Raw genomic sequence first — 12086 nt, 5'->3', positions numbered from 1 at the left:
TTCATTGAGGAAGTCAGTTTCTATGAAAAATTTGAAAGTCAGCCTGGCCTGGCAGATCCTGCTGGCCCTTGTGCTGGGCATCTTGCTGGGCAGTTACCTCCATTATCATAGCGACAGCCGCGAGTGGCTGATTGCGAACCTTCTCTCGCCTGCGGGCGATATCTTTATTCATCTGATCAAGATGATTGTTGTGCCGATTGTGATCTCGACGCTGGTGGTCGGTATCGCGGGTGTCGGTGATGCGAAACAGTTAGGCCGTATCGGCGTTAAAACCATTCTCTATTTCGAAGTGATCACCACGGTTGCCATCGTACTTGGCATCACCCTGGCGAACGTGTTCCAGCCTGGTGCCGGGATCGATATGTCGCAGCTGGCGACGGTGGATATTTCGAAATACCAAAGCACAACCGCCGATGTGCAGAGCCATTCGCATGGGCTGATGGGGACTATCCTGTCGCTGGTGCCGACCAACATTATCGCGTCCATGGCGAAGGGCGAGATGCTGCCGATCATCTTCTTCTCGGTGCTGTTTGGTCTGGGGCTTTCTTCCCTGCCCGCGACGCACCGTGAACCGCTGGTGACCGTGTTCCGATCTGTCTCCGAAACCATGTTCAAAGTCACCCACATGGTGATGCGCTATGCGCCGGTCGGGGTATTCGCGCTGATTGCGGTGACCGTAGCGAACTTCGGCTTTGCCTCCCTGTGGCCGCTGGCGAAGCTGGTGATTCTGGTGCACTTCGCGATTCTGTTCTTCGCGCTGGTGGTGCTGGGCATTGTGGCGCGCCTGTGCGGGCTCAGCATCTGGATCCTGATCCGCATCCTGAAAGATGAGCTGATTCTGGCGTACTCCACGGCAAGCTCCGAGAGCGTACTGCCGCGTATCATTGAGAAGATGGAGGCCTACGGTGCGCCAGCGTCCATTACCAGCTTCGTGGTGCCAACGGGTTACTCCTTTAACCTAGATGGTTCGACGCTGTATCAGAGTATTGCGGCGATCTTTATCGCGCAGCTGTACGGCATTGACCTGTCGCTGTGGCAGGAGATCGTGCTGGTTCTGACGCTGATGGTGACGTCCAAAGGCATCGCAGGCGTGCCGGGCGTCTCCTTCGTGGTGCTGCTGGCGACGCTGGGCAGCGTGGGTATTCCGCTGGAAGGTCTTGCATTTATTGCCGGTGTGGACCGTATCCTCGACATGGCGCGTACCGCGCTGAACGTGGTGGGTAATGCGCTGGCAGTGCTGGTAATCTCCAAGTGGGAACACAAGTTCGACCGTAAAAAAGCGCTGGCGTATGAACGCGAGGTGCTGGGTCGTTTTGATAAAACGGCTGACCAGTAACATCCTAAGCCCGGTGGCGCTGCGCTTACCGGGCCTACGGGTTTTGTAGGCCGGGTAAGGCGAAGCCGCCACCCGGCACGTTACTCCCCGCTTAACGCATCAAACTCTTCACACCCGGTATCAAACCCTTCGGTACAGCTCAGGTTTAACCAGTAAAGCGCTTTCTGTTTATTCGGTGTGATAAAGCCTTTCTCACCCTGCCTGAACAGCATTCCTGCCCAGTACTCCGCATAGCCCGTCCGGGACAGAGCCGAACTCCGCTTGAACCACGACGCGGCCTGCACGTCATCCTGAGGGACTTCAACGCCGTTGGCATAGATCAGCCCCAGCAGCTGTTGCGCGTCTACCGCCGAGTCGCTATCGATGTCTTCGGTCGCCGATTGCAGCAGTGCGATGGCCTGCGGGTAGTCGGTTTTGCCCGCCTGCGTGTTCACCAGCACCCGCGCCAGCATGATCGCGCCGCGTTTGCTGCCCGCAATGTTTGCCTGCTGGGCCAGGGCTTTAGCCTGCGCATAGTCACCCTGCGAAAAGTGGATTTGCGACAGCAGCGCCATGGCGTCGACATCACCGCCTTTTGCCGCTTTTTCCGCCCACAGCGCCGCCTGCGCGCTGTCACCGGAACTGAACCAGGTATCGGCAAGATAATACTGCGCGCGCGCATCGCCCGCTTCAGCCTGCTTTTTATACTGGCTGCCTATCTCATCGGCATGGGCAAACGCGGTTAAAAATAACAACATCAGAAAAAGGGTTTTCATGGATTCTTATCATCTGGGTACACGCCGCGCAGTATAATCGCGGCGACAGAAGAAAAAAACGGGTGCGTTAAGACCTCAGCATCCCACAAGCCGGGCGGAACACGCGTTCCGCCCGAAGAGGTTAGCCTGCGTTACAGGCTAATTTCGCCGCCACCTCCTGATGTTCACTCTTTATTGAAAACTCACATAACTTATCGCGAGTAATAAAGGTAAAGATCACTATCGTCAGGCAAATAATAAAGACGATGCCTAACGTAGTTTTTAATGGCGTCATGCCTTTTACTCCTTGTGAAAAAAAGAATAAGAGGCTACTCTCAACCTGTTGGTTGTTGAGGGGTAGCCTCGGGTAAATGCAAATTTCCCGGGGCTTTCCACTTTCTGTCCCTCAACAATGCTCAAGACAGAAAGTCTTAAGCACCCGCCGCATATCTTATCTCGCTGAATTAAAATGCAAAGATGTAATTAATTTTCGTGCAAATTACATTTTTTCTGCGAGACATCTTCAGAAATATATATAGATGTAATTAATAGCGATGCCAGAAATAATAATGGGGTGAATATCTCACCCCATTTAGTCAGCGATTAATTAACGGCTTCATCCCATTGCGCTTTCGCGCAGGCGGGCTTTCAGCTTGTTATATTCGTCGATCACATACTGTTCCGCAGCGTGTTGATCCGCTATTGGCTCCACGTTTACGGCGCAGTATTTATACTCCGGCGTTTTGGTTATCGGGCTTAAGTTCTCCGTCACCAGCTCGTTACAGGCGCCAATCCACCACTGGTAGGTCATATAGACTGCCCCTTTGTTTGGACGGTCGCTGACCTGCGCGCGGGTAATGATGCGGCCCTTACGCGAGTTCACCCACACCAGCGCTTCATCTTCAATACCGAGCCGTTCGGCATCGGCGGTGTTGATCTGCGCGTAGCCCGGTTCATCCGCCAGCGCCGCCAGCGCGGCGCAGTTGCCGGTCATGGAGCGGCAGGAGTAGTGGCCCACTTCACGCACGGTGGAGAGCACCATCGGATACTCGTCGGTGAGCTTATCGATCGGCGCGACCCAGTCGCAGGTGAAGAACTGCGCCAGCCCGTTCGGGGTGTCGAACTTCTCTTTAAAGAGGTATGACGTCCCCTGATCGGATTCTGATTCATCCCGGCACGGCCACTGGATGTAGCCCAGCTCACCCATTTTTTCATAGGTTGCCCCATAAAAGTCCGGGCACAGATGCCGCAACTCGTCCCAGATCTCCTGGGTGTTGTTGTAGTGCATCGGGTAGCCCATGCGGGTGGCGATTTCGCTGATGATCTGCCAGTCCGTTTTCAGATCCCACTTCGGCTCGACGGCCTTGAAGAAGCGCTGGAAGCCGCGGTCTGCCGCCGTATAGACACCTTCATGCTCGCCCCAGGAGGTCGACGGCAGAATCACATCCGCCGCCGCCGCGGTTTTGGTCATAAAGATATCCTGAACAATCACCAGCTCCAGATCCTCAAAGCCTTTGCGCACCGCAGACAGTTCGGCGTCGGTCTGGAGCGGATCTTCACCCATGATGTAGGCCGCACGTACTTCACCGTGCGCCGCGCGGTGCGGCAGCTCGCTGATGCGGTATCCGGTGTGTGCCGGCAGACTTTCCACGCCCCAGGCCTTCGCAAACTTCTCGCGGTTTTCCGGGAATTTGACGTACTGGTAGCCCGGATAGGTGTCCGGCAGCGCGCCCATATCACACGCACCCTGCACGTTATTCTGACCACGCACCGGGTTCACGCCCACATGCGCTTTACCCAGATTGCCGGTCAGCATGGCGAGGCTGGTGAGCGAGCGCACGGTTTCCACGCCCTGGTAGAACTGGGTCACGCCCATGCCCCACAGAATGGCGGCGGTTTTCGCTCCGGCGTACATCCGCGCCGCCTGGCGGATCTCCTGCGCGCTGACGCCGGTTATCGCCTCTACTGACTCCGGCGTATAGCCTTCGACAATCTTGCGATACTCTTCAAACCCTTCCGTACGGCTCGCGACAAACGCCTGGTCGTAGAGGTTCTCCTCAATAATGACATGCCCCATCGCATTCAACAGCGCGATGTTCGAGCCGTTTTTCAGTGCGATGTGCATATCCGCAATGCGCGCGGTTTCAATTTTACGCGGATCGCAGACGATGATTTTCGCCCCGTTCTGTTTGGCGCGAATAACGTGATTCGCGACGATAGGGTGAGAATCCGCCGGGTTATAGCCGAAGATGAACACCAGATCGGTGTTATCTATCTCATTGATGGCATTACTCATTGCGCCGTTACCGACCGACTGGTGCAGACCTGCAACCGATGGGCCGTGTCAGACGCGAGCGCAGCAGTCGACGTTATTGGTACCAATAACGGCGCGCGCGAATTTTTGCATCACATAGTTGGTTTCATTCCCGGTTCCGCGTGAGGAGCCGGTGGTCTGAATCGCATCCGGGCCATACTTGGCCTTGATGGCGCTGAGGCGCGTGGCGACGTAATCCAGCGCTTCATTCCAGGAGACGGCTTCCAGCTTGCCGCCGCGCTCGCGGCGGATCATAGGGGTTTTCAGGCGCGGCGTGAGGATTTGGGTATCGTTAATAAAATCCCAGCCGTAGTACCCTTTCAGGCACAGCGTGCCCTGATTGGTTTTACCCTGCGCCGCTTCCGCCCGGACGATTTTGCCGTTATCGACCACCAGGTGGATCTTGCAACCTGAGGCACAATAAGGGCAAACCGTGACGACTTTTTTCATCACTTTGCTCCAGTTAAACAGTTCTTACCTGCCCAATATGCAGCTTCTATGCCATGTTTTTACTATGGGTATTTCCTGACTTTACGGCCCTTTGCGGGGCAAAACCCTGACGAAAAACAGCCAATCGTCAAAATTGACGTGTCGAAAGGGCAGGGGATGTGACATGGATTGAATTTCCGTCACGTAAAAAACAATTCGGCTGGAGCCGGCGGCAGAATGGTTCAGACTTAACATAATTCCCTGACGGAAGCATGCGATGAAACCGGCGATTCTGGTGGTTGATGATGATGTCGCAGTCTGCGAACTGCTACAGGATGTGCTCAGCGAGCACGTCTTTACCGTGCTGACGTGTCACACCGGTCAGGACGCGGTGAACCGTGTCCAGCAGGATCCCGGCATTGCGCTGGTTCTGCTGGACATGATGCTGCCGGATATCAACGGATTACAGGTTTTGCTGCAACTGCAAAAGCAGCGACCATCGCTACCGGTGGTGATGCTGACGGGGCTGGGAAGTGAATCAGATGTGGTCGTCGGGCTGGAAATGGGCGCCGATGATTACATCGGAAAACCGTTCAATCCGCGCGTGGTGGTCGCCCGCGTTAAGGCGGTGCTGCGTCGTACCGGCGCGCTGGACGCGGAGCCTGCCGCGCCGCGCGTTGAAGGTATTGCCTTTAACGGCTGGACGCTGGACACCACCCGCTGCGAGCTGAGCGATCCGCAGCGTAATACCGTGCCATTAACCCAGGGCGAATACGGCCTGCTGCTGGCATTAACGCAAAACGCCCGCCGGGTACTGAGCCGTGAACAGCTGCTGGAGCTGACCCACAGCGAAAGCGCCGAGGTCTTTGACCGCACTATCGACGTGTTGATCATGCGGCTACGGCGTAAAATTGAGGTCAATCCGCACCAGCCTTTGCTGATCAAAACCATTCGCGGTCTGGGCTATGTTTTTGCCACGGACGTTTCCCATCATGAGAAAGCCGCCTGACCGTTCTCCTGAATAAACGCCTGAAGCTCGGCCAGCGTTTTCGCGCCGTCAATCGCATTGGCCGCCAGCAGGCTGGCCCGCGCGCAGGCATGCGCCAGATAAATACTCTCGGTAAGCGACAGCGATTCATGGCAACCGTATAAAAAGCCTGCGCAAAACGCGTCGCCCGCACCGACGCTGCCGATAATCTCGTCCTGCGTCAGCTTCCACGACGGAACCCATTGCCCTTTTTCACCCGGCGCTTCACCCCATGCCCCTTCCGGACAGTGGATCACCACCCGCTGCCGCACGCCTGCCGCCAGCAGCTGTGCGGCAGCGTCGGCGATATGGACCATGTTCAGCGCACCATGACCGTCGCGGATCTCAAGCCCGCTAAACTCACCGGCTTCCAGCTCGTTAATCACCAGATAATCAAGATGACGCAGGGCAGGGAGCACCAGCGGCTGATAGCGCGGATCGCCCTTGCGGGAGACCAGATCGAGCGAGGTTTCATACCCCTGATCGCGCATCTGTGCCAGTAACCGCGCGCTGCGGGTGCCAAACTCCTCGTCCGGCATGTCCAGGCTGTCGAGCAGCAGCAGATAGCCGAGATGGAAGATCTTCAGCGATCCGTCTAAACGATCGAAGGCGGGAAGATCCAGCAGGCGGTTGGCGCCCGGCGAGTGAAAAAAGGTGCGCTGTCCGCTGGGGTCGGTCATTACCTGCGACATCGACGTTGGGGCGAACGTCGTGCGCTGCACGCGCTGGCGATTGACGTGATACTGGTCGAGCATCGCCAGAATATAGTCTCCGTCGCTGTCTTCCCCAATCAGCCCCACCGCCTGTAACGGCAGGCCGACGTGCATTTTCGCCAGCGTCAGCAGAACGTTGAGCGGCGCACCGCCGGTTGAGCGCTCACTGTGGGTGATTTCCGCCAGCCAGCCGCGCTCCGGCCACTGTACGATCTGGTGGACGTGATCCACCAGCATGTTGCCTGCGGCGATAATCCCTTTGCGTTCCATTATGCCTGCCCCGCGCTGCCGAAGATGCGCATCTGCTCCGCGACCGTATCGGTAATGGCCTCTTCAATGCCCAGCAGCAGTTCGGCAAACTCATCGTACAGCGGCTGGCGGTTCGCCATGCGCTGCTCAACGGCGGCGAGCGCGGCCTGCGACATGCCGGTATAAAAATTGATTTTATGAATGCCCAGCTCGATAGCGCGGCGGAAGTCGGCATCGCTAATCCCGGAGCCGCCGTGTAAAACCAGCGGCAGGCCCGTCTGCTGGCGAATGGCGTCCAGACGCGGGAAATCAAGCTTCGGCTCGCCCTTGTATTTGCCGTGCGCGTTGCCAATGGCGACCGCCAGCGCGTCGATACCGGTTAAATCGACAAACTCGCGCGCCAGCTGTGGGTCGGTAAAGAACGCTTCATCCGCATGCCCATACAGCGCGCCGCCTTCATCTCCGCCGACCGCGCCCAGCTCCGCCTCCACCGAGACGCCCACCGCGTGGCACATCTTCACCACTTCCCGGGTCTGGCGGATATTTTCCTCATAGCTCAGCGTCGAGCCGTCGAACATCACCGAGCTGAACCCTAAGCGCAGGGCGCGCACGACGGCCTCAAAATGCAGCCCGTGGTCGAGGTTAAGCACCACGGGAATATCGTGACGGGCGGCTTCGAACTTCACCGCTTCAACAAGCGACTCCAGAGACACGTACTTAAAATGCACTTCCGCGATGTTGATGATAAACGGCGAGCGTTCCTGCTTCGCGGCGGCAAACAGCGCGCGCAGAAAATGGGAGTCGAGAACGTTGAACGCGCCCAGGGCGTAGCGGTGTTCTCTGGCGTGGGCCAGACCGTCGGCAAGAGAAATCAATGGCATCATTCACTCCTTATATCCGAAACAGGTTGTACTCGTTGCACAGCACCAGCACCGCCGGTTCGTCTTCTTCGATGGTGTTGTAGCGATCGATGGGCTGTAAAAAGTGGTTGTCGTGTTCATCGTCATTGACCGACGACACTTCGCCCACCAGCACGTCGCCAAAGCCGCGTTCACCCCAGAAACTGTGGTACAGGCCGGGCGTCAGGCAGATGCTCTCCCCTGGCGTGAGGCGCAGCTGGCTGCCGGGCGCGTGCGTCTGCCGACAGCCGTCTATCGTGACGATCACGTCGGTGTTTTCGGTCTCCTCATGCGCGCCCGCATTCCATAACTCAATAATCAGATTCCCGCCGCCGCGGTTGATGATGTCCTCCCGCTTGCGCCAGTGGAAATGCATCGGCGTCACCTGGCCGTCGCGCACGTGCATGATTTTTTCGGCATAGCACTTCTCATAAGGCACGCCGTTGGGGGAGCCGTTGCGCAGGGTGAACAGCGTCAGCCCCTGTGCGGCAAAGTGGTTGCCGCCAAACGCCGTCACGTCCCAGCCGAGCCTGAGGTCGAACACCTCCTGCCAGGCGGCCTGGTCAAGCTGCTGCCATTTTGTTGGCGGAAAGCTGGCAAACGGCGGGAGATGCACGTCGTGCATGGAGAAGAACTGCCGCGTGTGGCCGAGGATTTCATTGATGTCGGAGCGTTTCATGGGGACTCCTTGCGTTTTATGCCACCCCCTCACCCCGGCCCTCTCCCTCAAGGGAGAGGGGGAGAGGGTTAGGGTGAGGGCATCAGGCCGCACCGGGGTTACTTAACCGTCCACCCCTTATACGTGCCGACGTTCTTTTTATCGATCATCGTCACCGGGATCAGCACAGGCTCTTTCGGCGCAGGTTTGCCCTGAAGAATGTCATAGCCGATCTCCACCGCCTTCGCCGCCATCACCTGCGGATCCTGCGCCGGCGTCGCCACAAACAGGGAGTTTTCGCGCTTCAGAGCTTCTTCACCGTCCGGGCTGCCATCCACGCCAACGATAAAGAACTCATTACGTTGAGCCTGTTTCGCCGCCAGATCGGCACCGATCGCCGTCGGATCGTTAATTGCGAATACGCCGTCGATCTTCGGATTGGCCGCCAGCAGGGAGGTCATGACCTCCAGTCCGCCTTCGCGGCTGCCTTTGGCGTTCTGATTATCCGAGAGCACTTTGATATCCGGGTGGCGCCTGAACTCGGTCTGGCAGCCCTCCACGCGGTTTTGTACCGCAGAAACCGGCGGCCCGTTGATGATCACCACGTTGCCTTTACCTTTCAGGCGGTCGGTTATGTACTTACAGGCCATCTCCCCCGCCTGGGTGTTATCGGAGGTGATGGTCGCATCAGCCCCTTCCGCCGCCACGTCAACCGCCACGACCACGATCCCTGCCTCTTTGGCGCGTTTTACCGCCGGGCCGATCCCTTTGGAATCCGCGGCGTTGAGGATGATCATGTCCACTTTCGCCGCAATGAAGTTATCGATCTGCGATACCTGCTGGCCCAGATCGTACCCGCTGGAGACCAGCGTCACCTTGACGTTATCTCCCGCCAGCTTGCGCGCTTCCAGCTCGGCGCCTTTGGTGATCTGCACGAAGAACGGGTTAGCCAGGTCGCCCACCGTCACGCCGATGGACTTCAGATCTTTTGCCTGCGCAAACGGGGTTGCGGCCAGCAGCGCGCCAGCACAGAGCGCGGTCACTAAGGGCTTCAATCTCATGCTGTATTCCTCACGTAGGGTATTGTTGTTATGCACTTTGATGGTGTCGGGTACGGTATTTGTCGATCAGCACCGCTATGATGATCACCGCCCCTTTGATCACCAGCTGCCAGAAGTAGGAGACGCCCATCAGCGTCATGCCGTTGTTGAGGGTGGCGATGATCAATGCACCGACCAGCGTGCCGGTGATCGTGCCGATCCCGCCGACGAAGCTGGTTCCGCCGAGGATCACCGCCGCAATCGCATCCAGCTCGTACCCCGTGCCGAGGTTGCCGTTGGCGCTGTAGAGGCGCGAGGCGCTCATCACGCCGCCTAATCCCGAGAGCAGGCCGCTCATGCCGTAGACAAACAGCAGCACCAGCCAGACCTTGATGCCGGTTAAGCGTGCCGCCTGCATATTGCCGCCGACCGCATAGATGTGAACGCCGAGGGTTGTGCGACGCAGAATAAACCAGCACACCACAATCACCGCCAGGGCGATCACCACCAGCCACGGAATCGGGCCGAGGTAGTTGTTGCCGATCCACTCGAAGTTAATGTTGGAGTTAATGACCGTCGTGCCGTCCGCCAGCAGATACGCCGCGCCGCGCAGTGCCGTATAGGTGCCGAGGGTGACGATAAACGGCGGCAGCCCGGCAAAGGCCACCAGCGCGCCGTTGAACAGCCCCAGCACCATACCGAGCATCAGCGCCGCCGGAATGGAGAGCATCGCAAATTCCGGGATAAGCGAGACCACCATCGCCGCTACCGCCGTAGTGCCCAGAATCGAGCCCACAGAGAGGTCAATCCCGCCGGTCAGGATGATGAAGGTCATCCCCGCCGCCAGCACGATGTTGATCGACGCCTGCCGGGTAATATTCAGCAGGTTGCTCTCGGTGAAAAAGTTCGGGGCGATAAAGCCAAATACCGCCACAATCAGGATTAAAATTGGCAAAATGCCGATCGTTTGCATCAGATCGCTCATCAGCATTTTTTTGGCGGAGGCGGATTTCGCCACCTGCTGCGGATGGGTTGGAGTTGTCATAATTACACCGCCTGATGATGTGTGTCGTTCACGCCGGTTGCCAGCGTCATAATGTTTTCCTGAGAGATGTCGCGTCCGTGGAGTTCACCCGCGATGCTGCCTTCCCGCATCACGTACACCCGGTCGCTCATGCCCACCACTTCCGGCAGCTCGCTGGAGATCATCAGAATCGCCACCCCTTTGCGCGCCATCTGGTTCATGATGCGGTAGATCTCGCTTTTCGCGCCGACGTCCACGCCGCGCGTAGGTTCGTCCAGAATCAGAATGCGCGGGCCAATCGCCACCCAGCGGGAGATCAGCAGCTTTTGCTGGTTGCCGCCGGAGAGCCCGCCCGCGCGCACCTGAGAATGCGGCACGCGGATATTGAGCAGGGCGATGGCGTCATCGGAAATAGACTGCGCTTTTTTGCGGTTCAGCCAGCCGAAGGTGGCGTCGCGCTCCAGCGTCGCCATGGTGATGTTCTCCTGCGCCGCCAGCTCCAGAAACAGCCCCTGCTCCTTGCGGTTCTCGGTAAGAAAACCGATGCCGTTTTCAATGGCCGCGCGCGGGGAGTGGATCACCACCGGTTCGCCGTCGACCTCGATCATGCCGCCGGTGGCTTTGCGCACGCCGAAGATCAGCTGCGCCAGCTCGGAGCGACCGGCCCCGACCAGCCCCGCCAGCCCGACGATTTCACCGGAGCGAACCTGCAAACTGCACGGCAGCACTTTTTTGCCATCTGTCAGGTGGTGCACGTTCAGACGCGGGCTGCCGAGCGGAATATCGCGCTCTTTGTTAAACAGATCGCTGAGCGGGCGGCCCACCATCATGCGCACCAACTCAGAGGCATTCAGCTTGTCGCGCGTCAGGCTGCCGACGTACTGCCCGTCGCGCAGGACGCTGACGCGATCGGAAAGCTCATACACTTCCGCCATGCGGTGGCTGATGTAGATAATCGCCATCCCTTCATCGCGCAGGCGCAAAATCAGTTCAAACAGGCGGTGCGTTTCGCGCGAAGAGAGGGCGGCGGTGGGTTCATCCATCACCAGAATGCGGCTGTTGCGGTGCAGCGCGCGGGCGATCTCCACCTGCTGTTGCTCGGCGATGGTCAGCTTCATGACCAGGTCGGTGGCACTGAACTGCGCGCCCAGACGGTCAATGACCGCCTGCGCCTGGGCTGCCATCTCTTTGCGCTGGACCAGCCCGCCGCGCGACAGCTCGCTGCCGAGAAAAATGTTTTCCGCCACGGTCAGGTTAGGAGCAAGCTGCATCTCCTGATAAATCAGGGTAATGCCTGCGGCCAGCGCATCCTTCGGACCTTTGATGTGAAACGGCTGACCGTCGATGAGGATGTCGCCGCTGCTGGCGGTATAAGCGCCTGCGAGGATCTTCATCAGCGTGCTTTTTCCGGCGCCGTTTTCCCCCATCAGCGCGTGGATCTCTCCGGGGAAAACCGTCAAATCCACACCCTTTAGCGCGTGGAAAATGCCAAACGTCTTGGCAATGTGGCGCATCTCTAAAACCGGGGTTCTGCTCATGGCGGATCTCCTGTGAATGTCGATATCTGCACTTCATCACAGGTGCGTAAATGCAAAATGTCAGAAGCTGTTCATATTTGTCATAGTTATGAATAGCTAATCGCCATCACATTTTCCTTTTCCCT

Annotated in this window: 11 protein-coding genes; 2 read left to right on the top strand and 9 right to left on the bottom strand. The window is 58.0% G+C overall.

The genetic code is table 11. The annotated features are described in order from the left end of the window. Positions 1-22: 22 nt before the first annotated feature. The gene (gene gltP / locus SK58_RS00230; protein WP_015570199.1) at positions 23-1336 is read left to right on the top strand and encodes a glutamate/aspartate:proton symporter GltP; all 1314 of its coding nucleotides are present in this window, start codon (positions 23-25) and stop codon (positions 1334-1336) included. An 80-nt stretch (positions 1337-1416) separates the two neighbouring features. On the opposite strand, the gene SK58_RS00225 is transcribed toward gltP, so the two are convergent. The 3 genes from SK58_RS00225 to fdhF all read right to left on the bottom strand — a co-directional run bounded on the left by SK58_RS00225 (position 1417) and on the right by fdhF (position 4834). After that, positions 1417-2091, bottom strand: a complete 675-nt coding sequence (locus SK58_RS00225; protein ID WP_015570200.1) for a tetratricopeptide repeat protein — start codon at positions 2089-2091, stop codon at positions 1417-1419. Positions 2092-2212: 121 nt separating this feature from the next. Beyond that, the gene (locus SK58_RS00220; RefSeq protein ID WP_023295770.1) at positions 2213-2365 is read right to left on the bottom strand and encodes a Hok/Gef family protein; all 153 of its coding nucleotides are present in this window, start codon (positions 2363-2365) and stop codon (positions 2213-2215) included. A 321-nt stretch (positions 2366-2686) separates the two neighbouring features. Further along, positions 2687-4834, bottom strand: a complete 2148-nt coding sequence (fdhF, locus tag SK58_RS00215; protein WP_080024796.1) for a formate dehydrogenase subunit alpha — start codon at positions 4832-4834, stop codon at positions 2687-2689. A 256-nt stretch (positions 4835-5090) separates the two neighbouring features. On the opposite strand from fdhF, the gene SK58_RS00205 reads away from it, so the two are divergent. Continuing rightward, positions 5091-5822 carry a response regulator gene (locus SK58_RS00205; protein WP_032104458.1) on the top strand — a complete coding sequence of 244 codons (732 nt, stop codon included), beginning with the start codon at positions 5091-5093 and terminating at the stop codon, positions 5820-5822. Here the strand turns inward: SK58_RS00205 and SK58_RS00200 are convergent. The 6 genes from SK58_RS00200 to SK58_RS00175 all read right to left on the bottom strand — a co-directional run bounded on the left by SK58_RS00200 (position 5804) and on the right by SK58_RS00175 (position 11961). After that, a complete protein-coding gene (locus SK58_RS00200; RefSeq protein ID WP_023295771.1) occupies positions 5804-6823 on the bottom strand; it encodes a carbohydrate kinase family protein in 1020 nt (339 codons plus the stop codon). The two genes, SK58_RS00205 and SK58_RS00200, sit on opposite strands and share 19 nt — an antisense overlap. After that, on the bottom strand, positions 6823-7683 hold the full coding sequence (locus SK58_RS00195) for a ketose 1,6-bisphosphate aldolase (protein WP_023295772.1): 861 nt from the start codon (positions 7681-7683) through the stop codon (positions 6823-6825). Before SK58_RS00195 ends, SK58_RS00200 begins: the two co-directional genes overlap by 1 nt. A 10-nt stretch (positions 7684-7693) precedes the next feature. Continuing rightward, positions 7694-8380, bottom strand: coding sequence for a D-lyxose/D-mannose isomerase (locus SK58_RS00190; RefSeq protein ID WP_017382640.1), 687 nt, complete (start codon positions 8378-8380; stop codon positions 7694-7696). Positions 8381-8478: 98 nt separating this feature from the next. Continuing rightward, positions 8479-9420 carry an ABC transporter substrate-binding protein gene (locus SK58_RS00185; RefSeq protein ID WP_003860240.1) on the bottom strand — a complete coding sequence of 314 codons (942 nt, stop codon included), beginning with the start codon at positions 9418-9420 and terminating at the stop codon, positions 8479-8481. 28 nt (positions 9421-9448) lie between these two features. Continuing rightward, positions 9449-10444, bottom strand: coding sequence for an ABC transporter permease subunit (locus SK58_RS00180; RefSeq protein ID WP_003860239.1), 996 nt, complete (start codon positions 10442-10444; stop codon positions 9449-9451). Positions 10445-10446: 2 nt separating this feature from the next. Further along, a complete protein-coding gene (locus tag SK58_RS00175) occupies positions 10447-11961 on the bottom strand; it encodes a sugar ABC transporter ATP-binding protein (protein ID WP_048219184.1) in 1515 nt (504 codons plus the stop codon). Between the last annotated feature and the right edge of the window lie 125 nt (positions 11962-12086).

The sequence above is a fragment of the Enterobacter sp. BIDMC93 genome (assembly GCF_001037805.1).
GTDB classification, from domain to species: domain Bacteria; phylum Pseudomonadota; class Gammaproteobacteria; order Enterobacterales; family Enterobacteriaceae; genus Enterobacter; species Enterobacter hormaechei_C.
Note: the sequence above shows the minus strand (reverse complement) of the source record. Positions and strands in the feature narration are given on the sequence as shown.

Coding starts and splice junctions, on each gene's coding strand:
- gltP (WP_015570199.1), top strand. CDS start 23: ATGAAAAATTTGAAAGTCAGCCTGGCCTGGCAGATCCTGCTGGCCCTT.
- SK58_RS00225 (WP_015570200.1), bottom strand. CDS start 2,091: ATGAAAACCCTTTTTCTGATGTTGTTATTTTTAACCGCGTTTGCCCAT.
- SK58_RS00220 (WP_023295770.1), bottom strand. CDS start 2,365: ATGACGCCATTAAAAACTACGTTAGGCATCGTCTTTATTATTTGCCTG.
- SK58_RS00205 (WP_032104458.1), top strand. CDS start 5,091: ATGAAACCGGCGATTCTGGTGGTTGATGATGATGTCGCAGTCTGCGAA.
- SK58_RS00200 (WP_023295771.1), bottom strand. CDS start 6,823: ATGGAACGCAAAGGGATTATCGCCGCAGGCAACATGCTGGTGGATCAC.
- SK58_RS00195 (WP_023295772.1), bottom strand. CDS start 7,683: ATGCCATTGATTTCTCTTGCCGACGGTCTGGCCCACGCCAGAGAACAC.
- SK58_RS00190 (WP_017382640.1), bottom strand. CDS start 8,380: ATGAAACGCTCCGACATCAATGAAATCCTCGGCCACACGCGGCAGTTC.
- SK58_RS00185 (WP_003860240.1), bottom strand. CDS start 9,420: ATGAGATTGAAGCCCTTAGTGACCGCGCTCTGTGCTGGCGCGCTGCTG.
- SK58_RS00180 (WP_003860239.1), bottom strand. CDS start 10,444: ATGACAACTCCAACCCATCCGCAGCAGGTGGCGAAATCCGCCTCCGCC.
- SK58_RS00175 (WP_048219184.1), bottom strand. CDS start 11,961: ATGAGCAGAACCCCGGTTTTAGAGATGCGCCACATTGCCAAGACGTTT.